Annotated in this window: 27 protein-coding genes; 13 read left to right on the top strand and 14 right to left on the bottom strand. The window is 75.3% G+C overall.

What is annotated here, in order from left to right:
• Window positions 1-164: 164 nt before the first annotated feature.
• The gene (locus ACZ7BZ_RS26965) at window positions 165-710 is read right to left on the bottom strand and encodes an XRE family transcriptional regulator (RefSeq protein WP_470360572.1); all 546 of its coding nucleotides are present in this window, start codon (window positions 708-710) and stop codon (window positions 165-167) included.
• 435 nt (window positions 711-1,145) lie between these two features.
• On the opposite strand from ACZ7BZ_RS26965, the gene ACZ7BZ_RS26960 reads away from it, so the two are divergent.
• The 3 genes from ACZ7BZ_RS26960 to ACZ7BZ_RS26950 all read left to right on the top strand — a co-directional run bounded on the left by ACZ7BZ_RS26960 (window position 1,146) and on the right by ACZ7BZ_RS26950 (window position 3,455).
• The gene (locus ACZ7BZ_RS26960; RefSeq protein WP_470360571.1) at window positions 1,146-1,871 is read left to right on the top strand and encodes a hypothetical protein; all 726 of its coding nucleotides are present in this window, start codon (window positions 1,146-1,148) and stop codon (window positions 1,869-1,871) included.
• A gap of 81 nt (window positions 1,872-1,952) precedes the next feature.
• Window positions 1,953-2,306: a hypothetical protein gene (locus tag ACZ7BZ_RS26955; protein ID WP_470360570.1), complete on the top strand. Its 354-nt coding sequence runs from the start codon at window positions 1,953-1,955 to the stop codon at window positions 2,304-2,306.
• A gap of 141 nt (window positions 2,307-2,447) precedes the next feature.
• Window positions 2,448-3,455, top strand: coding sequence for an aldo/keto reductase (locus ACZ7BZ_RS26950; protein ID WP_470360569.1), 1,008 nt, complete (start codon window positions 2,448-2,450; stop codon window positions 3,453-3,455).
• A gap of 408 nt (window positions 3,456-3,863) precedes the next feature.
• On the opposite strand, the gene ACZ7BZ_RS26945 is transcribed toward ACZ7BZ_RS26950, so the two are convergent.
• Window positions 3,864-5,006: an FAD-dependent oxidoreductase gene (locus ACZ7BZ_RS26945; protein ID WP_470360568.1), complete on the bottom strand. Its 1,143-nt coding sequence runs from the start codon at window positions 5,004-5,006 to the stop codon at window positions 3,864-3,866.
• A 134-nt stretch (window positions 5,007-5,140) separates the two neighbouring features.
• Here ACZ7BZ_RS26945 and ACZ7BZ_RS26940 point away from each other — a divergent pair, with 134 nt between their 5' ends.
• Window positions 5,141-5,734, top strand: coding sequence for a TetR/AcrR family transcriptional regulator (locus tag ACZ7BZ_RS26940; protein WP_470360567.1), 594 nt, complete (start codon window positions 5,141-5,143; stop codon window positions 5,732-5,734).
• Window positions 5,735-5,752: 18 nt separating this feature from the next.
• On the opposite strand, the gene ACZ7BZ_RS26935 is transcribed toward ACZ7BZ_RS26940, so the two are convergent.
• On the bottom strand, window positions 5,753-5,929 hold the full coding sequence (locus ACZ7BZ_RS26935; RefSeq protein ID WP_470360566.1) for a hypothetical protein: 177 nt from the start codon (window positions 5,927-5,929) through the stop codon (window positions 5,753-5,755).
• Between the two features lie 30 nt (window positions 5,930-5,959).
• Between ACZ7BZ_RS26935 and ACZ7BZ_RS26930 the strand changes: the two genes are divergently transcribed.
• Window positions 5,960-6,337: a DUF4253 domain-containing protein gene (locus ACZ7BZ_RS26930; protein WP_470360565.1), complete on the top strand. Its 378-nt coding sequence runs from the start codon at window positions 5,960-5,962 to the stop codon at window positions 6,335-6,337.
• 25 nt (window positions 6,338-6,362) lie between these two features.
• Here ACZ7BZ_RS26930 and ACZ7BZ_RS26925 read toward each other — a convergent pair whose 3' ends face one another.
• The gene (locus tag ACZ7BZ_RS26925; RefSeq protein ID WP_470360564.1) at window positions 6,363-6,959 is read right to left on the bottom strand and encodes a hypothetical protein; all 597 of its coding nucleotides are present in this window, start codon (window positions 6,957-6,959) and stop codon (window positions 6,363-6,365) included.
• Between the two features lie 176 nt (window positions 6,960-7,135).
• Here ACZ7BZ_RS26925 and ACZ7BZ_RS26920 point away from each other — a divergent pair, with 176 nt between their 5' ends.
• Entirely contained in the window at window positions 7,136-7,465 is a 330-nt protein-coding gene (locus ACZ7BZ_RS26920; RefSeq protein ID WP_470360563.1) for a DUF1330 domain-containing protein, read from the top strand.
• Between the two features lie 54 nt (window positions 7,466-7,519).
• Here ACZ7BZ_RS26920 and ACZ7BZ_RS26915 read toward each other — a convergent pair whose 3' ends face one another.
• From ACZ7BZ_RS26915 to ACZ7BZ_RS26905, 3 genes are all read right to left on the bottom strand, one after another.
• On the bottom strand, window positions 7,520-8,455 hold the full coding sequence (locus tag ACZ7BZ_RS26915; RefSeq protein ID WP_470360562.1) for an NAD-dependent epimerase/dehydratase family protein: 936 nt from the start codon (window positions 8,453-8,455) through the stop codon (window positions 7,520-7,522).
• A gap of 80 nt (window positions 8,456-8,535) precedes the next feature.
• On the bottom strand, window positions 8,536-8,829 hold the full coding sequence (locus ACZ7BZ_RS26910) for a hypothetical protein (protein WP_470360561.1): 294 nt from the start codon (window positions 8,827-8,829) through the stop codon (window positions 8,536-8,538).
• A 12-nt stretch (window positions 8,830-8,841) separates the two neighbouring features.
• Window positions 8,842-9,054 carry a hypothetical protein gene (locus tag ACZ7BZ_RS26905; RefSeq protein ID WP_470360560.1) on the bottom strand — a complete coding sequence of 71 codons (213 nt, stop codon included), beginning with the start codon at window positions 9,052-9,054 and terminating at the stop codon, window positions 8,842-8,844.
• A gap of 100 nt (window positions 9,055-9,154) precedes the next feature.
• Here ACZ7BZ_RS26905 and ACZ7BZ_RS26900 point away from each other — a divergent pair, with 100 nt between their 5' ends.
• Window positions 9,155-9,676, top strand: coding sequence for a peptidylprolyl isomerase (locus ACZ7BZ_RS26900; protein WP_470360559.1), 522 nt, complete (start codon window positions 9,155-9,157; stop codon window positions 9,674-9,676).
• A gap of 149 nt (window positions 9,677-9,825) precedes the next feature.
• Here the strand turns inward: ACZ7BZ_RS26900 and ACZ7BZ_RS26895 are convergent, their stop codons facing one another.
• Window positions 9,826-10,923, bottom strand: coding sequence for an RICIN domain-containing protein (locus ACZ7BZ_RS26895; RefSeq protein ID WP_470360558.1), 1,098 nt, complete (start codon window positions 10,921-10,923; stop codon window positions 9,826-9,828).
• Between the two features lie 64 nt (window positions 10,924-10,987).
• Complete coding sequence (locus tag ACZ7BZ_RS26890; protein WP_470360557.1) at window positions 10,988-12,088, bottom strand: alpha/beta hydrolase; 1,101 nt, start codon at window positions 12,086-12,088, stop codon at window positions 10,988-10,990.
• A gap of 245 nt (window positions 12,089-12,333) precedes the next feature.
• Between ACZ7BZ_RS26890 and ACZ7BZ_RS26885 the strand changes: the two genes are divergently transcribed.
• Window positions 12,334-13,317, top strand: a complete 984-nt coding sequence (locus ACZ7BZ_RS26885) for a hypothetical protein (protein ID WP_470360556.1) — start codon at window positions 12,334-12,336, stop codon at window positions 13,315-13,317.
• 132 nt (window positions 13,318-13,449) lie between these two features.
• On the opposite strand, the gene ACZ7BZ_RS26880 is transcribed toward ACZ7BZ_RS26885, so the two are convergent.
• The 4 genes from ACZ7BZ_RS26880 to ACZ7BZ_RS26865 all read right to left on the bottom strand — a co-directional run bounded on the left by ACZ7BZ_RS26880 (window position 13,450) and on the right by ACZ7BZ_RS26865 (window position 18,713).
• Window positions 13,450-16,230: a M4 family metallopeptidase gene (locus ACZ7BZ_RS26880; protein ID WP_470360555.1), complete on the bottom strand. Its 2,781-nt coding sequence runs from the start codon at window positions 16,228-16,230 to the stop codon at window positions 13,450-13,452.
• A 161-nt stretch (window positions 16,231-16,391) separates the two neighbouring features.
• The gene (locus tag ACZ7BZ_RS26875) at window positions 16,392-17,054 is read right to left on the bottom strand and encodes a hypothetical protein (RefSeq protein WP_470360554.1); all 663 of its coding nucleotides are present in this window, start codon (window positions 17,052-17,054) and stop codon (window positions 16,392-16,394) included.
• Window positions 17,055-17,272: 218 nt separating this feature from the next.
• The gene (locus ACZ7BZ_RS26870; RefSeq protein ID WP_470360553.1) at window positions 17,273-18,238 is read right to left on the bottom strand and encodes an ADP-ribosylglycohydrolase family protein; all 966 of its coding nucleotides are present in this window, start codon (window positions 18,236-18,238) and stop codon (window positions 17,273-17,275) included.
• Window positions 18,239-18,290: 52 nt separating this feature from the next.
• Window positions 18,291-18,713 (bottom strand): carboxymuconolactone decarboxylase family protein, encoded by a 423-nt coding sequence (locus ACZ7BZ_RS26865; protein ID WP_380460082.1) that lies wholly within the window; start codon window positions 18,711-18,713, stop codon window positions 18,291-18,293.
• A gap of 445 nt (window positions 18,714-19,158) precedes the next feature.
• Between ACZ7BZ_RS26865 and ACZ7BZ_RS26860 the strand changes: the two genes are divergently transcribed.
• The 4 genes from ACZ7BZ_RS26860 to ACZ7BZ_RS26845 all read left to right on the top strand — a co-directional run bounded on the left by ACZ7BZ_RS26860 (window position 19,159) and on the right by ACZ7BZ_RS26845 (window position 22,887).
• Window positions 19,159-19,995 (top strand): hypothetical protein, encoded by an 837-nt coding sequence (locus ACZ7BZ_RS26860; protein ID WP_470360552.1) that lies wholly within the window; start codon window positions 19,159-19,161, stop codon window positions 19,993-19,995.
• Window positions 19,996-20,195: 200 nt separating this feature from the next.
• On the top strand, window positions 20,196-20,945 hold the full coding sequence (locus ACZ7BZ_RS26855; protein ID WP_470360551.1) for a hypothetical protein: 750 nt from the start codon (window positions 20,196-20,198) through the stop codon (window positions 20,943-20,945).
• Window positions 20,942-21,847: a hypothetical protein gene (locus ACZ7BZ_RS26850; RefSeq protein ID WP_470360550.1), complete on the top strand. Its 906-nt coding sequence runs from the start codon at window positions 20,942-20,944 to the stop codon at window positions 21,845-21,847. The genes ACZ7BZ_RS26855 and ACZ7BZ_RS26850 overlap by 4 nt, the downstream gene beginning before the upstream one ends.
• Window positions 21,844-22,887: a hypothetical protein gene (locus tag ACZ7BZ_RS26845; RefSeq protein ID WP_470360549.1), complete on the top strand. Its 1,044-nt coding sequence runs from the start codon at window positions 21,844-21,846 to the stop codon at window positions 22,885-22,887. The genes ACZ7BZ_RS26850 and ACZ7BZ_RS26845 overlap by 4 nt, the downstream gene beginning before the upstream one ends.
• A 111-nt stretch (window positions 22,888-22,998) precedes the next feature.
• Here the strand turns inward: ACZ7BZ_RS26845 and ACZ7BZ_RS26840 are convergent, their stop codons facing one another.
• Window positions 22,999-24,234, bottom strand: a complete 1,236-nt coding sequence (locus ACZ7BZ_RS26840) for a cytochrome P450 family protein (RefSeq protein ID WP_470360548.1) — start codon at window positions 24,232-24,234, stop codon at window positions 22,999-23,001.
• A 328-nt stretch (window positions 24,235-24,562) separates the two neighbouring features.
• Between ACZ7BZ_RS26840 and ACZ7BZ_RS26835 the strand changes: the two genes are divergently transcribed.
• Window positions 24,563-24,874, top strand: a complete 312-nt coding sequence (locus ACZ7BZ_RS26835) for a hypothetical protein (protein WP_470360547.1) — start codon at window positions 24,563-24,565, stop codon at window positions 24,872-24,874.
• Window position 24,875 lies beyond the last annotated feature (1 nt).

Genomic DNA, 24,875 nt, shown 5'->3' with positions numbered 1-24,875 from the left:
GCAGCGTGGACCGGTAGCCCCGGCCACCCCATAAGTCACCCCACAAGCCGAGCTCCCCTCACCGCTCCACCCCTACGGTTCCACCCGCCGACGCATCCGCACGTGCGTCCGGCGGTCCTGTCGCCCCGCGCTCTGGCGGACCCGCTGCCTCCCCGGCCCCGGGTTCAGGACATGGGGCGTTTGCGCGCCGCGTCCCGGCGGGCGATCACGTCGACCAGCTCGCTGACGGTGTCCAGGCCCTCCGGCGACAGGCCCACCACCCGCAGCGCCAGGCTGCGCACGCCCGCGTCGCGCAGTGCGCCGAGCAGGGCCAGCTCCTTGGCGATCTCGGCGCCCTGCCGCTCGTCGAAGAAGTACGCGGGCGGGACCTGGAAGAACTGGGCCAGCGCCTCCAGGTGGCGTTTGGTCGGGTTGTCCCGGCGCCCGGTGCGCAACTGCCACAGGTAGGTGGTGGAGAAGGACTCCCCGGTCGCCTCGCGGCAGGCCCGGGCCACTTCCTCGTTGGTGTACTGCTCGCGGTCGGGGCGGCGGACGGTGTGGAACAGCCCCTCGATCCGCGCCGCCAGGCCGCTCGCCCCGGCGCCCGCCGGGCCGTCCCCGTCGCCGCCCTCGTTCACGGATCCGTCCTCGGGCTCCTGCGGGCGCGCGTCCGGCTGCGGCGACGCACCCTGCGGTTCCACCTGAACGCCGTCCCCCGTCGACTCCGTCATGCCCCACCTTCCTCACGCCCGGGCCCTCCGCTCCGCGACCTCGACGGGCGGCAGGGCCGGCCAGGTCACGATAGCCGAACGGCATCAGCTGGCGTGGATCCGAAGATACCCGCAATCAACGCCAGTTGACCCGCGTAGCGTCGGCTGACATCCTGGACGGGCAGCCCACAGGCGCCGCCGACACGACCTGACGCACCGTCACCCCATCTCGTTCCGACAGCACTTGCCGTTCCCCGCCGGACCGCCCGAACCGACCTCGGCGCGCCCCGGACGGAAGGGCCGACTCCCGTGAGACCGCACGGCGTCGACACACCGGGCCAGGGCACCCCGCCGTGCCGCTGCACTGCCGTACCGCCGTACCGCCGTACCGCCACCCGGTGGGGGCGGCCCGACCGGCCGCACCCCCCGACGGCACGACGCGAGAAGGGGGCACCCGTGGACACCACACCGCGCGGCCACACCGCAGCGCCGGAACCACCGCACCCGCCGGTGCCGCCCGCCGCCCCGCAGACCGTACGGCTGGCCTTCCTGTGGCGGGCCGCCGGCGCCCCCGCCGGATGCGTCCTGGCCCTCGCCATGGGCGTCGTGCTCGCCCGGACCGGCGTCGCCGCCCACCTCGGCGCCGCCCCCGCCCTCCTGCTGTCCGGCACCGCCGTCCTCGGCACCGCCCTGCCCGTCCCCTACGGCTTCTGGCTGCGCGCCGACGCCCAAGGCCTCACCCTGGTGCGGGCCTTCCTCCCGCGCCGCCACCACTGGCAGGACATCGTCGGCCTCACCATGGAGACCGACGAGGACCCCGACACCGGCGCCGCCCGGCTCGTCCTCCTGCTGCGCCTGGTCCCCGCCCGGACCGTCCGGGCCGCCCGCACGGCCCGGACGGTCCGGTCGGCCCCCGACGCGTCCGCCTCCGCCGACCGCACCGAACGAGCGGACCGCACCGAACGCGTCCGCGGACCGGTCATCGGCGTCCTCGGCACCACCGCCGACGGACTGCCGCGCGGCACCGAACCCCGCCAGCTGGCCGAACTGTTCGACCTGCTGCGACGCCACGGCGTCCCCCTGGAGAACCGGCGCTACGCCGACCTCGTCCTCACCGCCCACGGCTACCCGGCCCTCGCCCACACCGCCGAGCCCGTCGCCGTCCGGTCACCCTCCGTTTGATCCCCGGTACGCCCCGCATCCGTTGAACCCGACGAGGGGCGCGCCGTCGGGCGGGCGCGCCGCGAGGGCGGGAGGGCGAACGTGCTCAGGTTCCACGGCGCTTGGCGGATCACCGTGGTCGGCCGCAACGCCGACTACGACCAACGGGCGGTCGTCCGGGGCCCGTCCGGCACCCTGGTGCTCCCCGGCCGGCCCGGCGCCGTCCTGGAGGTCGACGCCGACAGCTGGACCCTCACCCTCGAACACCACCCCCGCGGCCACGGCTGGCAGCCCAACCTGCGCACCACCCCCGGGCCGCTCACCGAACGCGACGGCATCCGCAGCCGACTGCTCACCAGCAACGACCGCCACTGGCCGGGCAAGCCCCGGGACTACGTCAACTTCGTCCTGCGGCTGGACCAGTCGGTGGAGCCGGAGGTGCGCGTCACCGGGTAGCGGCGGTGGCCGCCGGGAGCGGCCGGGCGCACCACCGGCCGGGCGCGCCAACCGGCCGCGCCACCGGCCGCCGGCACCCCGTCGCCACGGCTCCCCTAAAGTCGCAGGTGAGCACCGTCGCGCCGCCCGAGGAGAACCAGCATGCCGACCGACCCCGCCACCGCAGCCGCCGCCCAGGCCCCCGCCCGCCCGCAGCCCGCGCGCCTGGGCCTGGGCACCGCGGCGGTCGGCCGGCCCGGCTACATCACCCTCGGACGCGCCGCCGACCTGCCCGCCGACCGCACCGTCGAGGCCCTGCGCGAACGCACCCACGCCCTGCTCGACGCCGCCTACGCGGCCGGTGTGCGCTACTTCGACACCGCCCGCTCCTACGGCCGCGCCGAGGAGTTCCTCGCCCAGTGGCTCGCCGAACACCCCGAGGCCGCGGCCGAAGTGACGGTCGGCAGCAAGTGGGGCTACACCTACACGGCGGACTGGCGCGCCAGCGGCGTCGGCGCGCACGAGGTCAAGGAGCACTCGACGGCGGTGTACGACCGTCAGATCCGCGAGACCCGCGCCCTGCTCGGCGCCCGCCTGGACGTCTACCTGGTCCACTCGGTCACCGCCGACAGTCCCGCCCTCACCGACCCGGCCCTGCACGAGCGCCTGGCCGCGCTCGCCGCCGAGGGCGTCCGGGTCGGCCTGTCCACCAGCGGCCCCACCCAGGCCGACACCATCCGCCGGGCCCTGGCCGTCACGGTCGGCGGCCGCCCGCTGTTCACCGCCGTCCAGGCCACCTGGAACCTGCTGGAGACCTCCGCCGCCCCCGCCCTCGCCGAGGCCCACCGGGCCGGCTGGCTCGTCGTCGTCAAGGAGGGCATGGCCAACGGCCGCCTCGCCGGCCGCAACGCCACCGGTGACGACACCGCCCCCCTGCGCACCCTCGCCACCCGCACCGCCACCACCCCCGACGCGCTCGCCCTGGCCGCGGCCGCCGCCCAGCCCTGGGCCGACGTCGTCCTCTCCGGCGCCGCCACCCTCGACCAGCTCACCTCCAACCTCACCGCGGACCGCCTGCGACCCACCCCGCAGGACCTCGCCGCCCTGGCCCCGATGGCCGGACCCGCCGACGCCTACTGGCGCACCCGTTCCTCCCTGCCCTGGGCTTGAGGCCCCGTCCGGCCGGGCCGCCTCCCACCCGCACCGCCACCACCTCCGACGCGCTCGCCCTGGCGGCGGCCGCCGCCCGGCCGGGGGCCGACGTCGTCCTCTCCGGTGCCGCCACCCTCGGCCGGCTCGCCTCCGCCCTCGCCGCGGCCCACCTTGCAGGATCTCGCCCCCAACGGCCGGGCCGCCGGGGCCTGCTGGCGCATCCGCTCGTCCTTGCCTCTGGGCCTGAGGCTCCCGGCGGCCGGGCAGCCGGGCAGGTCGGTTGGGCGGGTCGCTGAGGCGTCGGAGTGGTGGGCGTGCGGCCGAGGGTGCCGCCGCTCTGGTCGGGGTGGTCGGTCCTGCCGGGACGCAGACGCACCCGCTCTTCCCTGCCCCGGGCCTGAGGGCCCGCCACCCGGGCCGGCCGGCTCAGCGGCCCGTCGCCGCCGGGACGAGGTGGTCGAGTCCCCGCGCGCTGGCCGTCGCGGCCTCGGCCGAGCGCGGCAGCATGACGTCCTCGTAGGCGCGGACGGCGGCGTCGAGGTCGGGGCCGGCCGTGAGGGCGTGGGCGAGGTCGGCGCCGTCGAGCATGGCGAGGTTGGCGCCGAGGCCGACCGGGGGCATCAGGTGGGCGGCGTCGCCGAGCAGGGTGAGGCCGGGGACGTGCTGCCAGGTGTGCGGGGCGGGCAGCACGAACAGGGGGCGGTTGGCGAAGCCGTGGTCGCTGTCGCGCAGGAGGGAGCGCAGGCTCTCGTCCCAGCCGTCGAACAGCCGGAGCAGGTGGGCGCGTACGGCCGTCCGGTCGGCGAGGTCGACGCCGGTGGCCCGGTGCCAGTCCTGGGGCGCGCGGAAGGCGATGTAGGCGCGGATGTGGCCGTTGCTGTTGCGTTGGGCGACGAGGGAGCGGCCGGTGCCCTTGGCCAGCAGTGACCCGTTGCCGACCAGCCGGGCCAGGTCGGGGTGGCGGGTGTCGCAGCGGTCGAACCCGGTCTCGACGAAGGTGACGCCGGTGTAGCCGGGCACGGCGTCCGACAGGGCCGGTCGCACCCGGGACCAGGCGCCGTCGGCGCCGACCACCAGGTCGAAGTCCTCGGCGGTGCCGTCGGCGAAGTGCAGCCGCGCGGTGCCGTCCGGCTGCGGGGCGACCCGGCTGACGGCGCGGTCCCACCGCACGGTGTCCTGGTCGAGCGAGTCCAGGAGCAGGCCGCGCAGTTGGCCCCGGTCGATCTCCGGCCGGCCGCCGTTGCCGCCGTTGCCGCCGTTGCCGTCGTCGGGGGAGGGCGGCTGCTGGTTCAGGAGGGCGCCGGTGGCGGGGTCGAGCACGCGCCACTCGTCGCCCTCGGGGCGGGCGAGGGCGTGGAAGCGTTCGAGCAGGCCCGCCGCGCGCAGGGCGGCCTGGCCGCTGTCGGCGTGCAGGTCGAGACTGCCGCCCTGGGGGCGGGCGTCGGCGGAGGCCTCGCGTTCGAGCACGGTGACGCGGCGGCCGTGCCGCTGGAGGACGCGGGCACAGGTGAGGCCGCCGAGGCCGGCTCCGACGATCGCGATGCGGGGTTCACGGGCTGCGGGGTTCACGGGAGTTCCCTCCGGAGGTGGGTGGGCGATGGGTCGCCGAGGAGCCCGGCGGCACCATCAAGAAAGCACAGTCGCTCAATAAGTGCAATGACTACACTTTCGCAGTGAATCCACTCCGGGATAGAGTGGGGCGCGTGACCGAACCGACCGGGCGCCGCGAGCGCAAGAAGGCCCAGACCCGCCAGGCCCTGGCCGACGCCGCCCTCGAACTCTTCCTCGAACACGGCTACGACCAGGTCGGCGTCAAGGACGTCGCCGACCGCGCCGACGTCTCGGTGACCACCCTGTTCAAGCACTTCCCCGGCAAGGAAGCCCTGCTCTTCGACCAGGAGGACGACCTCGAGGCGGCCCTCGTCGCCGCCGTGCGCGAACGCCCCCCGGGCCGCTCGATCCCGCAGGCCCTGCGTGACCACCTCCTCCAGGGCCAGGCCCAGTACGCCGTCCACACCGCGCACCCGCAGTTCGCCGACTTCACCCGCCTCGTCCAGGACACCCCGGCCCTGCGCGACTACGCCCACCGCATGTGGACCCGCCACGAAGCAGCCCTGGCGCAGGCCATCGCCGAAGCCGTCGGCGCACCCGGGGACGACATCGGCTGCGCCGCCCTGGCCCGCTTCGCCCTGGAGGCCCGCAGCCTCATCCTGCGCGCCCCCGACCCGCGCCGGGCCGCCGACGAGGCCTTCGCCCTGCTCGAACACGGCTGGGCCGCCGCCCACCCGGGCAACTGACCCCAGCCAGCGGGTGGTTCAGCCGCCGTGCACCACCTCGTGCTCCCAGGCCTCCCGCGGCCGGGTGTGCAGCCGCCAGTAGTGCCCGGCGATGACGTCCGGATCGAAGGCCGTGCCCGGCGCTACCGGCCCGGCCATCGTCACGCTCGCCACATGGACGCCTGCGGCGCCGTACGTCCGGTCCGGCAGCGTCACGCCGTCACCGTCCCCTAGGGTGCGGCCGGCGTGGAGGCCCGGGGGCTGGCCGATGTGCTGCAGTCCGTCAAGGACGTGCGGCTCGGGCTGGTGCGGGCCCGCAGTGGCGCCGAGGCGCTGGCCGTCTGTGGGTGGACCGGACCGGCCAACCACGAGGGCGACACCGCCAAGATCGCCGCTGTGCTCGCCGACTGGGAGCGCCGCTTCGGCGCCCAGCTGGTCGAAGTGGGCTTCGACACCCTCCAGTTGAGCGTCCCGGTGCCACCGGCCACCCCCGCCGAGGCCCTTCCGCTGGCCGCCGAGCACGCCGCCTTCTGCCCCGACCGGATCCACCAGGGCGCCGGCAGTCTCACCGCCTACGCCGAGGAGCTGGTCGGCGCCCACCAGTGGCACTTCTGGTGGGACTGACCGCCGAGGGGCTCGGCCGAGGGGATCAGGAGTGCGGGCTGGTCGGGCCGAGGGTGATGACCGGTCCGATGGGGCGGCAGCCGAGGTAGGTGATGGCCTGGCCGGGCGGGCACGGGGTGTCGGTCCGGACCGGGGCGATGGGCGGCGGGGTCGGTCGGGGTGGGACGGTCCGCTCGGGAGCGGGAGCGGGGGCCTCCTTGCTCGTGGATGGCTTCGCCGCCTGGGCCTGGGCCTGGGCCGGGGCCGGGGCCGACGGCTGGGGGCGGGCCGGCGAGGGCTTGGTGGGGGCCGGGGCCCGGTGGGTGGTGTCCGGTTCGGGCGCGGCCTCGGTCTCGTCGGCCGCCGGTGCGACCGTGGGCGCCTCGGTCGAGGGCGAGGGGGGCGAGGCGGAGGGTGCGGTGGAGGGCGAGGCGGAGGGCGTCGAAGGCGAGGCCGGCGTCGAGGCAGCCGGCGAGGGGCCCGACGTGGCCACCGCGTCCGGCGCCGCCGGGGCGGGCCTCGGCGAACCCGTGAGCAGCAGCGCTCCGCCGAGGGCGCACGCCCCCGCCGTGGCGGCGAGGGCCCGTCGGCGCCACGGCGTCGTTCTGCCGTCCTGCGGGCCGTCCTCCGTGTTCTCCGGCATCTGCCCCACCCCTCTTCGTGTCGATCAAGTATTCGAGCCGGCCGGATGCTACACGAACCATCAGGGTGTGCGTACGTCACGCCCGCCGATACCGATGCGTGACTGATTCGCCAGGGCCCGGCCGCGCCCTACCGTCGGAGACACCGACCCACTCCGACGCACACCGGGAGCAGCAGATGCCCGCCTACGCCCTCGCCCAGGTCCACTCCGCCGAGATGTGCCCCGACATCGTCGAGTACCTGGAGCGGATCGACGCCACGCTCGACGGGTTCGGTGGGCGCTTCGTCGTCCACGGGGGCAGGTTCGAGAACCCGGAGGGGAGTTGGGGGCCGCTCGGGCTGATCCTGATCGAGTTCCCGGACTACGAGCGGGCCCGGGCCTGGTACGACTCGCCCGCGTACCGGGAGATCCTGCCGCTGCGCACCCGGCACATGGTGGCCGATGTGATCATCGCCGACGGGGTGCCGGCCGGGTACCGGGGTGCGGACGGCCTCAAGGAACACTGACTCAAGACCGGCTCCAGGGGCACTGGCTCAAGGAGTGCTGAGCCCGGAACAGGCCTATGAGCGCTCGCGCCACCAGGCGACCGTTGCCGCGAGCTGCTCCTCCAGCGGGGTGGCGCCGACGGTGAAGGCGGCCTCGTAGGCGGTGGAGTCCATGACGAAGGGCCGGTCGAACTGGTAGCGGACTTCCCGCAGTTCGCGCAGCAAGGGGGAGAGCAGGCCGGCCACGGCGAGCAGGGCGGGGGAGAGGCGGCGCACCGTGACGGGGCCGGTGCCGGCTTCGGCGGCGAGCTGTTCGAGCATGGTGCGGGCGGGCAGGGCGGGGGCGGTGGGGACGTGCCAGGGGCGGCCCCAGGCGGCTTCCTCGGTGGCGAGTTCGGCCATGGCCCGGGCGACGTCGGGCAGGTAGGTCCAGCTGTGCGGGGTGTCCGGGTCGCCGAGGACGGTGACCGGGCGGCCCGTCAGCAGGGCGGGCAGTGCGCGGGAGGCGAGGTGGCCTCCGTCGGTGACGCCGGGGCCGAAGAAGTCGGAGGCCCGTACCTCGACGGCGCGGATCCGCCCGGCCCGGTGCAGGGCCAGGGCCTGTTCCCAGGCGGCGGCGCGGACACGGCCCTTGGGGCCGGTGGCGGCGAGCGGCAGGTCCTCGGTCATCGGGCCGTCGACCGGGCCGTAGCCGTACAGGTTGCCGAGCATGACCAGGACGGCGCCGCTGTCCTCGGCGGCCGCGCACAGCGAGGAGGCGAGCGCGGGCCACTGCCCGGCCCACTGGGGCAGAGGGGGTGCGGCGCAGCCGTGGATCGCGACGGCGCCGCGCGCGGCCTGGGCCAGCCGTACGGGGTCGCTCGCGTCCAGCGCGAGGTGTTCGACGCCGTCGGCGGGGGCGGCGGGGTGCCCGGTGCGGGTGGCGACCCGGACCTCGTGGCCCTGTTCGGCCAGCAGGCGGGCGGTGGCGGCCCCGGCGGGCCCGTATCCGACGACCAGGTGGAAGCTCACCCGCCCCACCCTAGGGCCTGTCACCGACGGGCGTGACACGGCGTCGGCCCGGCCTGCGGGGCCGGCAATGTTCCGGGGCGTCAGCGCCCGCGCTCGGCGAGCCTGCGGGCCAGGTGCTCGCGCCACCGCGCCGCGTTGCTGCCGTCCAGCTGCCCCTCGAAGACCCGGTGGGCGGCCGCCACCAGCTCCTCGACCGTTTCCGGGCCGGCGCGGTAACCGATCGCGGTGTCGTACACCGCCCACAGCGCGTCCTCGGTGGGGTCGTCCAGGCCCAGGCAGGTCACCACCCCGCGCCCGGCCAGGGCGCCGTCCAGCGCCCCCGCGAAGAGCCGCCGCAACCGCTGCTCGTCCGTCACATCCGTCATGTCCGTCATGTCCGCCACCGCTCAGTCCCCGCCGCCCTCGCCGCTGCTCTTCCCGCCCAGGCGCCGCCGCTCGCGCCGCCGTCGCCGGGCGTCGCGCCGCAGCAGCTCGCCCGCGGCGAGCGTCACCGCCGCCACGGCGCGCGCCCAGCGCGGCCCGCCGCGCTCGGCCCACACCACGCACCCGCACCCGGCGAGCACCAGCACCAGCACCCCGACCAGCGCCACTCCGACCATGACGGCCCCCTCTGTTCCCTCGCCGGTTCGGCCACGAATCCCTCACTGTGCCAGGATTCCCCTCCGAACACCGAACAAGGACGAGCAAGAGGAGTCACCCGTGGCCCACGCCCGGTTCGCCACCCTGCACACCACCGCGGGCCCGATCCGGCTGGAACTGTTCCCGTTCCACGCCCCGAAGACGGTCCGCAACTTCGTCGAACTCGCCGAGGGCGCCCGGGAGTACACCGACCCGCGGACCGGGGAGCCGGGCAGCGGCCCGTACTACGACGGGACGACGTTCCACCGGGTGGTCAAGGGCTTCATGATCCAGGGCGGCGACCCGACCGGCACCGGCACCGGCGGGCCGGGCTACGCTTTCGCGGACGAGTTCCACCCGGAGCTGTTCTTCACCAAGCCGTACCTGCTGGCCATGGCCAACTCCGGCCCGGGGACGAACGGTTCGCAGTTCTTCATCACGGTGGGCACCCCCGCCCACCTCAACCGCAAGCACACCATCTTCGGGCAGGTCGCCGACGCCGCCTCCAAGGCCGTGGTGGACGCGGTCGCCGCCGCCCCCACCGACGGCGAGCGCCCGGTGGAGGACGTGGTGATCACGAAGGTCGAGATCACCCGCGCATGACGTTCGGGCCGCGGGCCTTCCCGCCCCGCCCGGTGCGCGGGGTGCCGGCACTCCTGGACGCCTAGCTTCCGTCCGGTCGGCTGGACGTCGGGGAGCGCCGAGCCGCCGCCCGGCGAAGCACGGGCGGCGGCAGAGGAATTGACGGAGCGTCAGCTGCAGCTGGTGAAGGTCGAGTTGGTGTTGGCGACGTAGAGGGTGGGGCCGGCGTTCGGGTCCGAGGTGACCGGGACGGTGATGGTGTCGTCGGCCGTCCAGGGGAAGCCGTGGGTGTCGAAGGTCCAGCTGCCGGTGACCTTGCGGGCGACCTCGGCCAGCGTCACCCAGCCGTACTGCTGGGGCGGGACGGAGACCACGACGGCGTTGTTGACGCTCCTGGACCCGTGCCACTCGTTGGTGAAGGACAGCGCCGAGGTGATGGTCGCGGTCAGGGCGGTCGGGGCGCCGCCGGAGATGGTGGAGGTCAGGCTGGTGCCGATGCTGTTCGACCAGCCGCTCTCGTCGGTGACCGAGAAGGACTGCTGGACGGTGCCAGAGGTGTTGTTGAACCAGACCGAGGAGACGCAGGAGCGCGCCAGCGGCGCGGCGGGGGCCTCGCTCCGCACGGCCCAGGAGCAGCTGGAGGTGTCCTTCTCGCACTGCTTGGCGGCGTGGTCGACGGCCAGGTTGCGGGCGGCCGACGGGAAGCCGGTGGACCACTGCTGGTTGGCGGTGCCGTTGCAGCCGTACTGGTCGGTCCAGGCGTCGTCGTAGTTGCCGCCGAGCAGCAGGTCCAGGCAGGTGTTGTCGCCCTGGTGGCGGATCATGAACGCGTCGTCGGCGTTCGGCACCGGCTGGAAGAACCAGCGCTGGCTGGCCTGCCCGGCGCAGGTCTGCTGGCGCAGCGCGGGGGTGAAGAAGGCCAGGTCGACGCACTTGCCGGTGTCGTTGTTGACGATGGTGAAGGAGTAGTCGGAGGGGTCGACGCTCAGGTGCCAGGACTGGTGGTAGCCGGGCGCGGAGTTGGTGACGATGTAGGCGCCGTCGCCGGTGTTGCCGTTCTGGACGTCGAGTTGGCGGCCGTTGCTGAGCGACTTGATGGTCAGGCACTGCTGGGGTGAGGGACAGGCGGCGGCGGTACCCGCTGTCGAGGGCGCGGCGAGGGCGGGCGCGGCGGCCAGGCCCAGCGCGACGCAGCAGGCCGTCAGGACGGCCGCCAGCAGTCGCAGCCAGGGCGCCGTGCGCGACGCCGGGGTGGGAGTGGAGGGCATGGAGAAGGGGTCCTTTCGCGGGGGGTTCGTAGGGAGTTTCGTAGGGGGGAGAGGTGAGGCGCGGTCAGGCGGCGGCGAAGGCCGTCTCCAGGCGCGGGACGTAGTCCACGAGGTCCTGCGCCCAGCAGCCCGCGGTGTGGCCGCCGTGGCAGTCGGCGCCCCAGCCGGTGCCGTCGCCGTAGTCGACGTAGCGGTACGGCAGGCCGGCCGCGTCCAGGGCGTCCTTGAAGCGCTTGGCGGTGCCCTCGGCCCAGAACTCCATGTCCCCGGTGCTGCCGTTGCCGTTGCCGGTGTAGACGGCGATGCCGGTGTGGGCCAGCAGGGCCGCGCGGGCGCCGGGGTCGGCGGCGTTCCAGCGCCAGTCGGCGTTGAGCACCGGGTAGGGGCTGCCGAAGACCGCGTCGCTGGAGACGGCGGGGCCGTAGTTCCAGCCGCACGGGTGTCCGTCGCTGGGTCCGCACAGCACGGTGCCGGCGTTGGTGAGCATGGCGACGACGGCGCCGCGGATGATCATCTCGTTGGCCGACAGGTCGTCCGCGCCGGACATGGTGAGCACCTGGCCGAACAGTTCGGGGCGGTCCTGGGCGTAGTGCAGGGCGCCGAACCCGCCCATGGACAGGCCGCCGACGGCCCGGTGGGCGCGGTCGGTGAGGGTGCGCAGGTTGGCGTCGACGAACGGGACGACCTGGTTCAGGTGGAAGGTCTCCCAGTTCTGCGCCCCGGCGGCGGTGCCCTGGTCGAGCCAGTCGGTGTACCAGCCGCGCAGTCCGCCGTCCGGGATGACGGTGATCATCGACTGGGCGGCGGTCAGGGCGGGGTAGGCCAGCGCCGGGTCGTCCGGGCCGTCGGCGGCGCCGTGCAGGAAGTAGAACACCGGGTAGCGCCGGTCCGGCCGCGCGGCGTAGTCGGCGGGCAGCAGGATGCGGATGGTGTGCGGCCCGGCGACCTGGGGCGTGGTGACGGTGATGACGAAGTTGGTGGCGCTGCCGGTGGCGGCGCCGACCTGGGTGAGCCCGGAGCCGTCGGTCAGCGGCGGCGGCCCGGGTGCGGCGGCGGAGGCGGGCACGGGAACCGGAGCCGCCGCCGCGGGTGCGGCGAGCGGGAGCAGCAGGGCGGCCAGGGCGGCGAGGGCCGCTCGGGCGCGCCGGAGCGGGGCAGGGGTCATGGGCGTCCTCGTCGTCGGCGGGCCTGTGCGAGACTCAGGGTCTGTCTGAGCATCGACAACTCTCGCGAGGCGACCCGGCCACCGCCAGAGCGCCAGGCGGCCCACCTGGGCCACTGGCGCAGGTGCGCCACCGCCGGCGTCGGCGTCACCGCCTGCGTCACCGTCGCCGCCACGGGCAGACACCCCGGCCCCGCCCGGCGCCGGGGACCGGACGACACGACACGACAGGACACCAGGGGGCGCCCGTGCACGACGTGCTGGATCCCGACAGCGAGCGCGGCCGCGTCTACCGCAGCCTGGTCGCCCGGCCCCGCGTCCACCCGCACCAACTCGCCGCCGAGACGGGCCTGGACACGGACACCGTGCTGGCCGTCCTGCGCGACCTCGCCGACGACGGCGCCGCCGTCGCCTTCGACACCACCCGCAGCGCCGACGACCGCGACCACGCCTGGGAGGCCCTGCCCCCCGACCGGGTCGTCGAGGCCGTCCTCCAGCGAGACGCCCTGCGCCAGGCCACCGCCCGCCGGGCCGGCGCCGAACTGGAACGCCTCTACCGCTACGCCCGCCGCGACGCCGGCGCCTACGGCCCGCTGGAGGTCGTGGAGGAGCCCGCCGAGGTGCTCGCGGCCAGCAACCGCCTCCAGCTGGCGGCCCGTCACCAGGTCCGGGTGATCGACGTGCCGCCGTACTCCGGCAGCCGCGCCCACTACCTCGACCAGGAGGAGTTGCAGCGCCGCCGGATGGCCGCGGGCGTGGCGTACCGGGTCATCTACCACGGCGGCGCCTTCGAGGACCCGGTCGCCGGACCGAACATGGCGCGGATGGTCGAAGCCGGGGAACAGGCCCGCACCCTGGCCGAGCCACCGCTCAAACTCGCCGTCGGGGACGAGGACCTGGCCATCGTCACCCTGCCCGCCGACGACCGCGAGGGCGTCGTCTCCCTGCTGATCCGCCCCTCCGGCCTGCTCACCGCCCTGGCCGCGGTCTTCGAGACGCTGTGGCGCCTGGCCGTACCGGCCACCGTGACCGACGTCGACCTGCGCATCGACGACCGCGACCGCCGCATCCTGACCCTGATGGCCTCCGGCGCCACCGACGACGCCATCGCCCGCCGCCTGGGCCTGGGCCGGCGCACCGTGGTGCGCCGGGTCTCCACCCTGCTCGCCCACCTCGGCGCCACCACCCGCTTCCAGGCCGGCGTCCAGGCCGCCCGCCGCGGCTGGCTCTGAACCGGCCCCCACCCGGACGGCCCTGGCGGCGCTGACAGCCCGGACGGCCCAGACGGTACGGACAGCAGGGAAGGCGGCGGGGCCGCGGGGCACGATCACCCCGCGGCCCCGCCGCCGTCCGACGCGAGACGCTCAGCAGCCGCCCGCCGGCCGCTCCCGGGTCACCAGGTCGGCCCGCCCGGCCGTGGCGTCCAGCCACACCACCCGGGTGCCCCGGTCGGCGGCCACCGCGTACTGGCCGCCCCGGTCGCAGGAGATCCGCCGCGGCTCGCCGCCCGCCAGCGGCACCTGCCACAGCTTGGGCATCGCGGCGTTGGTCCAGCCGCCGGCCGGCTTCGCCGAGGTCAGCTGGTAGCTGACGGCCTGGTCGGAGGCGGTCAGGGTGGCGGACCGGGGGGCCTGCGGGGAACTCGCGGGCAGCACGTCGACGATCCCCGAGCCGTCCACCGCGCCCGAGCGGATGGTGCTGCGCCCGGCCGGGTCGGCGGGGGTGTCCAGCCACACCAGGCGTCCGCCCGCCAGCAGGGTGGAGGAGGTGCGGCTCGGCCCGGAGCCGGCCGGGGCGTGCGCGGTGTACTGGGCGGTGACCTTCCCGGCGGCGACGGAGTAGACGGTCGGCGCGTTCACCTGCTGACCGCCGTCCTGCCAGGTCTCGGTCCAGCCGAGCAGGCCGTCGCGCAGGGTCAGGCCGGACAGGCCGTGCCCCGCGGGCAGCGGGAGTTCGACCGCCGGCGCCCCGTCGTGGATCAGGTACAAGTGGGTGCGGCCGGCGGTGTCGGTGAGCGCGTAGGCGATGTCCGGGCCGGAGACCTGGAGCCCGTCGAGGCTGTCGGTGGTGCGCAGCAGGCTGCGCACCGGGCCGGCGCCGCTGAGCGGGGCGGTCAGGATCTCCTTGCCCGGGCCGCCGGAGCCGCCCTGGGCCTCCCAGACGGCGGTGGTGCCGTCGGTGGCCGCCCAGCTGTGGAAGCGCCCGTCCTGGGGGCTGAGCCGTACGGGCTTGCCGCGGCCGTCGACGGTTCCGGTGTACAGCCCGTTGCCGTCGGGCCCGTTGGTCAGGATCACCCAGTGCCCGTTGGCGGCGACCGGGCTGGACATGCTGTTGGGGATGTCCGTCAGCAGGGTGCGGGCGTCCGTGCCGAGCCGCTGCTGCCAGCCGGCCCGGATCCCGTGGGCGTCGAACGCGGCGGCGACGGCGCGCAGCTGGCGGGCGTCCAGGCCCTGGGCGCGGCCGGCGGCCAGCACCGCGTTGCGCCCGGCGAGGAAGTCGTCGGTGGGGGTGAGGTAGTCGGCGAGGGCGTGGTAGACGACCCGGTCGGCGGTGAGCGGATCGAGGGCGCGCCGCACGTCCCACAGGGCGCCGCCGAAGATGGTGGAGTTCAGGTGAACCCCGCCCGCGTCGACGTCCAGGGTGCCCAGGTAGTCCTTCACGGTGGTGCGGTGGTCGTCCAGGCGGCGGTCCGCGCACTCCTGCGGGGTGCCGGTGCGGCACAGGGACTCGCCCAGCAGCGGGGCGGTGGGGTCGTCCATGGACACGCCGCGGGCGGTGACCTCGATGGCGTTGCCGAAGTAGTCGGCGAGGGCCTCGTTCATGGCGCCGGACTGGCCGAAGTAGACCAGGCTCGCGGTGTGGTCGATGACGGCGTGGGTCATCTCGTGCCCGGAGACGTCCAGGGCGGCGGAGAAGGGGTAGCGGCCGGGGAGGGCGCCGTAGACCATCTTCCCGCCGTCCCAGAACGCGTTGGCGAACGGGCCGCCGTGGTCGCTGACGTTGACCACGGAGACGATCGGGCCGCCCTGGCCGTCCAGGCCGTCGCGGCCGAGCCGGTCGCGGTAGAAGTCGTACACGATCCCGGCGTTGACGTGGGCGTCGGTGGCGCCGTCGTCCCCGGTGGCGGCGGGGAAGTCGGGGGTGGGGGAGGAGGCGGGGACGGCGTCGGCCGGGACGGTGCCGTCGAAGTCGCCCGCGTCGCGGCCGGCCGCGTCGTAGGTGGTGATGGCGGCGGGGCGGGTGAGGTCGGTGAGCTGGTAGGTGCCGTCGGGGCGCTTGGCGATGTGCAGTGCGGTGGCGCGGCCGTGGGCGTCGGGGGCGGTGCCGTCGGCGGGCTGGAGGCCGTCGGCGGGGGCCTGCGCGGCCTTCCGGTCGAAGGTCGGGCCGTTCGCCGGGCTGTTCGCTCGGCCGCTCGCTCGACCGTTCGCCGGGCTGTCCCCTCGGCCGTTCGCCGGGCGGGGTGCGCGGGCGTCGTGGGTGAGGGCGACGGTGCCGGCGGTGGCGTCCACGTACACCTCGCGGGCGGCGCCGCCGTCCGCGGGGCGCACGGTGTAGTGCTCGGTCAGACGGCCGGGGCCGCCGGGCAGCACGACCGCGCCGAGGTCCTCGGCGGTGGCGCCGGTGCGCTGCCGGGGGTCGGCCAGCGAGTCGATCGCGGTGCGGCGCAGCGCCTCGGCCGGGACGGCGGGGGTGGTGGGGGCGGTCAGGCCGGTGAAGTAGCGCCCGCCCGCCGACTCGACCTTCTGGCCGGCGCCCTGCCCGGTCAGGTGCACCAGGTACTGGCCGCCGAGGACGGGGATCCCGCCGTGGCGCTGCTCGAACCTGACGGTTCGCCGGCCGTCCGGGCCGGGGGTGGAGGCGAGTTCGGTCAGCTCGCCGGTGTCGATGCGGTACCGCTCGGGGTGGGCCGCGAGGTGGGCCCGGGCGGCCTGGACCGGGTCGCCGGGGGCGGGCTCGTCCAGGCCGGTCACCAGCTGTGGCGTGGCGGTGTCCTGACCCGCCACCAGGGCGGGCACCGGGTCGGCGTCCGCGCTCAGCGTCGGGGTCGGGGCCGGGGCGGCCAGGGCGGTCGGCGCGGTCAGGGCCAGCGCCACCGTGGTGGCGGCGACGGCCAACGCGCGGGCGGTGCGCGGATGTTGGGGCACGGCGGTCCTCTCGCGTGCGGGTACGGGGGTGCGGCGGCGCAGGGCGTCGCGTCGCAGCCCCCACAATAGGCAGTCAGGCGACATATGTCGATGGACTGTCTATCTCGGCCCGTTCCGTGCGGACTCCCGAATCCCTCAACGTCCTTACACGAGCGGCCCGTTCAGGACGCCTTCGCCCGGCGCCAGCGCTCCCGCAGGTCCTCGGCCGTCCAGCGGCCCAGGAACACCGCGCCGTACGCGGCGAACGGGACGGGCAGGGCGAACAGCGGCACCGACAGCCAGCTCGGCCGGCCGGTGCTCATCCGCCCCCGGTCGTCCAGCCACACCGTGATCCGGTGACCCTCCGGGTACGGGCCCTCCGGCCGCTCCGCGCTGAACTCCCGCCCGTCCACGCTCCAGTGGAAGGTGCAGGCGTACGTCTTCGCGCCCAGGCCGTTGCCCTCCCCGCCCGGCTCCTGGCCGCTCACCCGGCAGCCCGTGACCAGGGCCGTCGTGCTGCGCGGATGGCTAAGCCGCTCCCGCACGGTGCCGGCGACCTGCGCCGCCAGGAACACCGCGACCAGCGTCAGCAGCAGGAACCCCGCCGCCCGGACGCCCGTCCCGCGCAGCCGCTCCGGGCCGCACCGGCGCACCGGGAGCCAGGCCGCCACCCCCGCCACCGCCGCGCCGGCGCACAGCCACCACAGCCAGCCGGGCACCGGATCGTCCTGCGACCACCCCCACAGCGCGACCGAGCCCGCGAGCGCCAGCGTCACCACCGCCGCCGCGGTCACCGCGAGGTACCGCCGCTCGAAGTGTCGCTCCTCGAAACCCGTCCCGGTCAACCCCGCCCCCCGACGTCACGGGCCGCCACCGGCCCCATCCGATCATCGGGCCGCCCGGCCCCGGTGGCCAGGCCCGCCGCCGGGCGAACCGGCCGCCGTCCTGCGCGCCACCCCCTTGCCGGGCCCGGACACTCCCCGGGGCATCGGGAAGCGGTCGATGTCCGGCTCCACCCGGTCGCGCGGCGGCCCCGCGGGCTGAACCCGTGCGGCCGGTGGTCTCAACTCCCTTGCCGGGCCGGGGATTCTTCCTCGGCCCTGGCCACCCACTCCGGCAGCGGTTCGCGCCCGGCGAGCCAGTGGGCGGTGTCGCCGCCCAGGCCGGTGCGGGCGGCGACCACGCCGCCGGTGATGGCGCAGGTGGTGTCGACGTCGCCCAGGCCCTCGGCGGTGGTCCACAGAGCGTCGGTCAGGCTGTCCAGGTGGTGGGCGGCCGACCACAGGGCGAAGGGCACGGTGTCGCCGGCCCGTACGCACTGCCCGTTGCCGAGCAGGTCCGCCGCCCGCCAGGGCTCGGTGCCGGGGGAGAGTTCGACGGCTCGGGCCAGCCCCTCGCGCACCGGCCCGGGCGGGGTGCGCCCGGCCACCTCGGCCAGCAGGGCGGCGCCGGCCGGGGCCCGGGCCTCCGTCGCCGCCCCGGCACCCTCGCGGCCGCGGGCGGCGAGCGCGGCCGCCAGGGCCACGGCCACCGCCCCGGCGATCCCCTCGGGGTGGGCGTGGGTCACCTCGGCCGACAGCGCGGCCTGTTCCGCCGCCTCGTCCAGGTCCGCGGCGAACCAGGCCCCCAGCGGCGCCACCCGCATCGCCGCGCCGTTTCCCAGGCTGCCCTGACCGTCGAACAGCTTGCGCGACTCGGCACGCCAGCTCGACGGCCGGTCGGCCAGCCTGGGCAGCAGCAGGCTCATCCCGTTGCCGTAGCCGCGGTACGCGTCGGCCAGGTACGTCGCCCCGAAGGCCTGCGCCAGCCGCTCCTGGTGCACCGCCTCGTACGCAGTGAGGACGCCGTACACCGACAGCGCCATCGCCGTGTCGTCGGTCCAGTGCCACGGGCTCTCCGGCGGCACCTGCCGGGCCCGGATCTGGGTGAACGCCACCTTCGGTGTGCGGAACAGCGGGAACCACCGCTCCCCGAAACCGTCCCCGAGCGCCAGGCCCTCCAACGCGTCACGTGCTGCCGAATACGTCATCCCCGCATCCTCGCACCGCCCCGCCGGGCCCGGGCAGAGCCCCCGGCGGGGGTCAGTCGGCCGTGACCGGGAGCAGGCCGCGCTCGCCGAAGACCTTCTTGGCGACGAAGGTGGCGTTCAGCGCCTTGGGGAAGCCGCAGTAGCCGGCCGCGTGCAGCAGGGCCTCGGTGACCTCGGTGGGCGTCAGGCCGACGTTGAGGGCCGCGTTGATGTGGACCTCCAGCTGCGGCTCACAGCCACCGAGCGCGGTGAGCATCCCCAGGGTCACCAACTGGCGGTCGCGCGGGGCGAGTTCGGGGCGGCTGTAGATCTCGCCGAAGCCCCAGGCCACGATCTGGTGGGCCAGTTCGGGATTGATGTCGGCCAGCGCCTCCACCACCCGCTGCCCGCCCTCGCCGTCGACCCGGGTGAGCACCTCCATGCCCCGGTCGAACCGCTCCTGCCGCTGTCCGGTCCCGTGCTCCGAAACACCCATGGCGTCTGTCCTCTCCTCGTGCTGTTCTCCGTGCCGCGGCCCGGATCGTCCGGCCCGTGACCACGGGAAGAACCGTAGGACTTGGAGTGCGCTCCAACTCAAGCCCGGCCCGCACGACACGTCGTCAGGGCGGCGGTGTCCACCCGGGCGGGGCCGGTGCGCCCGCCGGTTGCGGTTGGATCACGGACTGTCCGATTCATCGGGCATTGGACAGGAGTGTGGCGATTGTTTTCGTTGGCATGAATGTCATCGAACTCTCATACTTCCTGCTGAGACACGTGATGGGCGGTCTGGAAAGTCGCCGGGGGGCGGATTTCCGACAGTGGCCCGCGTGCGGGATTCCCGAATTCTTTTCCCTTGGGGGAGTGCTTTGTCCGCGCCCGAGAACGCGAGCGCCGCGTTCACCGATCCACCGCCGCCCGCTGCCGCGCCGGAGGCAGCTGCCGTGCCCGAAGCCGCGCCCGACCTGACGGCGGCTCCAGCCCAGGCTTCTCAGGCCCAGGCCCAGGCCCAGGCCGCGCGCCGGCTGCCGCGCGCCGTCGGCGTCGCGCTGGCCACCGCCGGGCTGCTCGCCGTCACGGCGGCCAGTGCCGCGGTGACCGTCGCGGTCGGCAAGCCGGACGGCCGCCCGGCCGCCGCGCCCGCGCCGCGCGCCACCGCCACGGCGAGCGCGAACGCCGGCGCGAGTACGAGCGCGAGCGCGACGCCGTCCGCCGTGCCCGTCCCGGTGCCCACCGCCGTGCCGAGCCAGCCCGCCCCGGCCAGCACCGTCAAGGGCACGGTCAGCGGCGGCAGGCACGAGGGCGACCTGCGCTACTTCCTGCTCCCGATCCCGGCCGGCGGCGAGTCCTACGGGCCCGCGGACGGGATGCCGATGACCCGCGACGACGTCTCGGAGATGTTCGGCAAGCCGGACGACATCGACACCATCCTCAACCGGCTCGGCTACCGGGACGGCGCCGCGCGCACCTACCGCACGGCAGACGGCACGGCCGAAGTCACCGTCACCCTGCTGCACTTCGGCTCCGCCGACCTGGCGAGCAGGTTCGTCCAGGGCTACACCGTCAAGTCGCAGGAGTCGATCGACATCGACGGCGACCCCAACGCCCACGGCTTCCGCCGCAAGCCCAAGAACGAGGCCTACACCGGCTCGATGACCGGCATCTCCAGCCAGGGCGACGTCCAGTACACCGTCGACGTCGAGGTCAAGGGCACGCCGGACAAGGCGCTGCTGAACGACCTGATGAAGCGCCAGCGCGAGTGGCTCGCCTCCGGCGGCTGAGCCCGCGCCCGCCCCACGACGCCGCCCTCCCCTCCTCCTCCGGAGCCACCCACATGACCACCGAACCACCCCTGCCCCCGGTGCCGCCCGCACCGCCTGTGCCCCCGGTCCCGCCCGTACCGCCAGTCCCGGCCGAGCCGTCCGTACCGCCGGTCCCACCGGTGCCGCCCGTCCCGGGCGCGCCCGACTGGTCGGCCGACGTGGCAGGGCAGGCCGACGCCGCCGGGCAGACCGGGGAGCCGGACCTCCTGTCTGCCGGCCCCGACCCCGCGCCCCGAGCCCCGCGCCGGCCCCGACCGGTGCTGCTGTCCGTCTGCGCCCTGGTCGTGGGCGCGCTGGCTGGCGGCGGCGTCGGCTACGCGATCCAGGCCCAGCGCCCGCCCACGCCGCTGCCGCCGCTCCAGGTGGCCCTGCCCGCCTACCCGGCCGAGCGGGTCGACCCGGCCGCCCTGGCCGCCGAGCAGCCCGGGCCGCCGGCCGTCGAGGGCGACCTGCGCAAGCTGCTGATCAGCGCCCCCGACGGCACCTCCGCCTGGGGCGACTTCCCGGACAAGCCGAGCTGGATGTCGATCGGCGAACTCGCCGAGCGCAACGGCGACGCGGCCCACCTCTTCAAGAACCTGGCCAGGTCCGGCTTCCGGCGCGCCGCCGAGGTGGACTGGCAGAAGGGCGGCGTCCGCTACCGCGTCATGCTCACCCAGTACACGCCCGAGCACCTCGACGAGGCCGCCGCCTTCCACGGGCAGCCCTTCGCCGACGACGCCAACGGCGGCTACCGGGTGGAGAGCGAGCCCAGCCGCTGGGCCGACAGCAACGACCAGTACTACTACGGGCAGGCCGCCTCCCAGCGCGGCACGGTGCTGATGACCGTGGAGGTCTTCAGCCCCAAGCCGGTGGACTCCGCCGACCTCAAGGCCCTCGCCAAGCAGCAGTGGGAGAAGCTGGCATGACCGACGACTCCATGACCACCACCCCGGTCACCCCGGTCACCCCGGTCACCCCGACCACCCCGGAGACCCCGGTCGTCCCGGAGACCCCGGCCGCCCCGGCGAACCCCGAACCGGCCGTGCCCACCGCCGAGTTCAGCCCCGAGGGCGCCCCCGCCGCCCCCACCCCCGCCTCCCGCCGCCTGCTGCGCGCGGGCGCCGCGACCGTCGCCGCCGCCCTGGTCGGCGTGGTCATCGGCGTCGGCATCATCAAGACCCAGTACGACGACCCCGCCCCGGCCACCGCCGCCGGCCCCACCGGCGCCCCCGTCCCGGCCGCCACCCCCACGCCCTACGGCGCCAAGTCCAACGGCAGCCACTTCGGCTCGCTGCGCGACCTGCTGCTGCCCGTCCCGGCCGGCTACGCACCGGGCCCCGACGACGGCGGCTACGGCAACGACACCGAACTCGGCGCCGGGCAGCTGTCCGACGAGATGGACGCCGACCTCCAGCAGATCCCCAAGGACAAGCGCGACAAGCTCCGCTCCTACTGGGAGGGCCTGCACGTCAAGGGCAGCGGCGTGCGGACCTACCGCAACGAGGACAACGACCTGGTGGTCGGGCTGCGGCTGCGCCAGTTCAACCAGCAGGAGGTGCAGCGGATCAACGAGTACACGGCGGTGTTCACCGGCGACACCGGCATCTTCCGCTCCGGCCCGCAGGTCCCGGGCCACCCGGAGGCGCACTGCTACCTGATGCCCGCGCCGCCGTCCGCGCCGATCGACTACCTGGAGTGCTCGGCCGCCGAGGGCGACCTCCTGGTGATCATGAGCGCCGAGGGCGTGGCCCCGCTGCCCAAGGACAAGATCGTCGCCCTCTTCACCATGCAGCTCGACCGCCTCGCCAGCCCCGGAGCTTCCGTATGACCGATCACGCCGCCGCGCCGCAGCCGCCCGACCGGGCCCCCGACGCCGCACCCGCCGACAACCCCTGGGCCGCCGTCACCCTCGACGACCCGCGGCCCGACGCCGCCCCGGCCCCCACGACGGCGGAGACCCCCGAGGAGCAGGCCGCCCGGCGCACCCGCCGCCGCAAGGCCGCGGTGCGCTGGGGCTGCGCCGTCCTGGTGTTCGCCCTGGCCGGCACCGGCACCGCGCTGGCCGTCACCGCCCCGGAGCGGACCGACATCCCCGGGCTGGCCACCGCGAACGACGGCCGCTACACCTTCCCGCCGCTGGCGCTGCCGCCACTGCCCTCGGGCAAGGCCGCGCCGAACCTGAAGGACAAGGGCGACGGCAAGGGCCTCCACCAGGCCGACCTGCGTTACCTGCTGCTGCCCGCGCCCAAGGAGGCCGGCGGCTCGGTGAGCCCGCCGCTCTTCCCGGCCCCGACGGCGACGGCCTCCGCCACGGCCACGGCCTCCGACGCCCCCTCGGCGAGCCCGACCGCCAGTGCCACCGCCTCGCCGTCCGGATCCGCTCCGGCATCCGCCTCGGCGGCCCCCGGCGGGACGGCCCCGGCGAACTGGGTGTCCTGCGAGGCGATCCTCGGCGACCTGCAGAACCCGGCCCGGCTGCACGCCCTGCTGCTGCAGAACGTGTGCCGGGCGGCCACCGTCCGGGAGTGGACCGCCTCCGACGGCACCACCACCCGGATCCGGCTGCTGCGTTTCGGCTCCTCGGCCGAGGCCTGGGACACCTTCTCCCGGATGCGTTCGGAGATCCAGCTCAAGGCCGCGCCCGACGCGAAGACCGCGCCCTCCTCGGCCGACAGCGAGCTGCCCGACGGTGTCGAGGTGACCCGCAAGGAGTCCCGGGAGACCGCCGGCACGGACGTGCCGACGACCAGGCTGGCGTACGTGTCGGCCTCCGACGTGGTGGCCGTCGTCACCATGACCAACCCCCGCGGGGTGCCCGTCGCGGCCTTCCGCCAGGTGGTCGACCTCCAGTCCGACCTGCTGGCCTGACCGGCCGTCACCGCAAGGGCCGCCTGCGGCGGGGCCCCTCACCCCTCCACGGGGGTGAGGGGCCCCGCCGTGTGCCCGGGAGGACGCCCGGCGGGAGGTCGGGCCGGGAGGTCAGGCCGGAGCGGGTGTCGGGACGATCCACAGCTCGGCGGGCCCGTTTATGATCACCGACTCCAGCCGCGCCGGCGCCGGCCGGCACGGATCGAGCACGGTCTCGGGGTGGGCGCCGAAGAGGCCGGCCAGGGCGACTTCGGCCTCCAACCGGGCCAGCGGCGCGCCGAGGCAGAAGTGCGGGCCGTGGCCGAAGGCCAGGTGCTCCTTGTCGGGGCGGGCCGGGTCGAAGTCGTCCGGGTGGTCGGGGTGGACCTGCGGGTCGCGGCCGGCCGCGCCGAAGCCGACCAGGATCGGCTCGCCGCGGCGGATGACCACGCCCTCGCCGAGGTCGATGTCCTCCAGCGGGTAGCGCAGCGGGATGTGCATCACCGGGCTCTCGTGGCGCAGCGTCTCCTCGATGACGTCCTCCCAGCTCAGCGCGCCCGCGCGGACCCCGGCCAGGTGCCGGGGGTGGGTGAGCAGGGCCTGGACGGCGCTGGTGATGAGGTTGACGGCGGTCTCGTACCCGGCGCCGAGCATCAGGAAGAGGGTGTCGCGGGACTCCTCCTCGGTGCGGCCGGTGTCGCCGCCGGTGCTGACGGCGGCCACGTCGCTGGCCAGGTCGGGCCCGGGCTCGCGGCGTTTGAGTGCGAGCAGTTCGGTGAGCACCACGTTGATCTCGGCGCGGGAGGCGGTCATCTGCTCGTTCGCCGCCGTGGTGGTCAGCAGGGCGTCCATCGCCCGGCCGATCCGGGGCCGCAGGTCGGCGGGGACGCCGAAGAGGTCGCAGATGACCGTCATGGTCAGCGGGAGGGACAGGGCCCGGCGCACGTCCACGGCCTCGCCGGGGGCGAGGGCGCCGAACGCGCCGACGAGGGCGGCGGTGGTCGCCTCGATCCGGGGCCGCAGCGCGGACACCCGGCGGGGGGAGAAGGAGGGCGCCATCCGGCGCCGCGCGGAGCGGTGGTGGTCGCCGTAGAGGTTGAAGAAGTTCTCCTGGAAGGCGATCGGGCCCATCGGCCAGCCCTCGGGCACCGCGGCCAGGCCGGGCCAGTGCCGGCGCGGGTCGCGGGAGATCCGGGGGTCGGAGGTGAGGGCGCGGATCACCGAGCTGCGGGTGACGGACCAGGCGATGACGCCGTCGGGGAGTTCGACCCGTACGGCGGGTCCGGCGGAGCGCAGCCGCGCGTTCTGCTGGTGGAGGGCCCGGGCGGTCATGTCGAGCACCGGGCAGCGGGGGTCGTCCGGAGCCATGGCGTTGCTCCTCGGGTGTCTCGCGGGATCTCTCGGGGTCTTCCGGGATCTTTCGGGGCCGTCCCGGTGGGCGGTGCCGCGGCGCGGCCCACCGCGTCCGTGGCCTGTGCTCCCGTTGTAGAGGGGCGGGCGGTGGCCGTCAACGGTCCGTCACCGACGGTCACCGCAACGGCCCCGCCGGCCCCGTCGGCTCGGCGCGTCGCAGGGCAGTGACGAAACGGTGACAGATCCCTGATCAATCCCATGCCCAATCCGGTGCTCCGCGGACTTACGATCATCGGCGCCCGGTGACCACACCGCCGGGTCACCACGTATGGGGGATCGACGCATGAGCACACCAGCACCAGGCGGTTTCGGGGTCAACCACGCCGCGCTGGACAAGGCGCACACCACGCTGACCAACCTGGCCCACGACTGCCCCGGCGCGGGCGCGGTCGCCGACGACGCCACCGGGACGGCCGTCACCGGCCTCAAGGGCTGGGACAGCTCCGGCGCGCTGAAGGACTCGCTGGACGAATGGCACCAGCAGGTCAAGGCGCTGACCGGGCGCCTGAACGCCAACGCCGCCGCGATGCAGGGCACCGGGGCCAACTACCTCAGTGCCAACCAGGCCGTCGCCCAGTCCCTCCAGGTGCAGTGAT

The sequence above is a fragment of the Kitasatospora sp. NPDC036934 genome (assembly GCF_055608425.1).
This window is presented reverse-complemented; position numbering and strand designations above follow the sequence as displayed.

Bases quoted from the DNA above. Each gene is read 5' to 3' on its own strand.
- ACZ7BZ_RS26965 (WP_470360572.1), bottom strand. From the start codon at position 710: ATGACGGAGTCGACGGGGGACGGCGTTCAGGTGGAACCGCAGGGTGCG.
- ACZ7BZ_RS26950 (WP_470360569.1), top strand. From the start codon at position 2,448: ATGCCGACCGACCCCGCCACCGCAGCCGCCGCCCAGGCCCCCGCCCGC.
- ACZ7BZ_RS26925 (WP_470360564.1), bottom strand. From the start codon at position 6,959: ATGCCGGAGAACACGGAGGACGGCCCGCAGGACGGCAGAACGACGCCG.
- ACZ7BZ_RS26920 (WP_470360563.1), top strand. From the start codon at position 7,136: ATGCCCGCCTACGCCCTCGCCCAGGTCCACTCCGCCGAGATGTGCCCC.
- ACZ7BZ_RS26910 (WP_470360561.1), bottom strand. From the start codon at position 8,829: ATGACGGACATGACGGATGTGACGGACGAGCAGCGGTTGCGGCGGCTC.
- ACZ7BZ_RS26905 (WP_470360560.1), bottom strand. From the start codon at position 9,054: ATGGTCGGAGTGGCGCTGGTCGGGGTGCTGGTGCTGGTGCTCGCCGGG.
- ACZ7BZ_RS26895 (WP_470360558.1), bottom strand. From the start codon at position 10,923: ATGCCCTCCACTCCCACCCCGGCGTCGCGCACGGCGCCCTGGCTGCGA.
- ACZ7BZ_RS26890 (WP_470360557.1), bottom strand. From the start codon at position 12,088: ATGACCCCTGCCCCGCTCCGGCGCGCCCGAGCGGCCCTCGCCGCCCTG.
- ACZ7BZ_RS26870 (WP_470360553.1), bottom strand. From the start codon at position 18,238: ATGACGTATTCGGCAGCACGTGACGCGTTGGAGGGCCTGGCGCTCGGG.
- ACZ7BZ_RS26865 (WP_380460082.1), bottom strand. From the start codon at position 18,713: ATGGGTGTTTCGGAGCACGGGACCGGACAGCGGCAGGAGCGGTTCGAC.
- ACZ7BZ_RS26850 (WP_470360550.1), top strand. From the start codon at position 20,942: ATGACCGACGACTCCATGACCACCACCCCGGTCACCCCGGTCACCCCG.
- ACZ7BZ_RS26845 (WP_470360549.1), top strand. From the start codon at position 21,844: ATGACCGATCACGCCGCCGCGCCGCAGCCGCCCGACCGGGCCCCCGAC.
- ACZ7BZ_RS26840 (WP_470360548.1), bottom strand. From the start codon at position 24,234: ATGGCTCCGGACGACCCCCGCTGCCCGGTGCTCGACATGACCGCCCGG.
- ACZ7BZ_RS26835 (WP_470360547.1), top strand. From the start codon at position 24,563: ATGAGCACACCAGCACCAGGCGGTTTCGGGGTCAACCACGCCGCGCTG.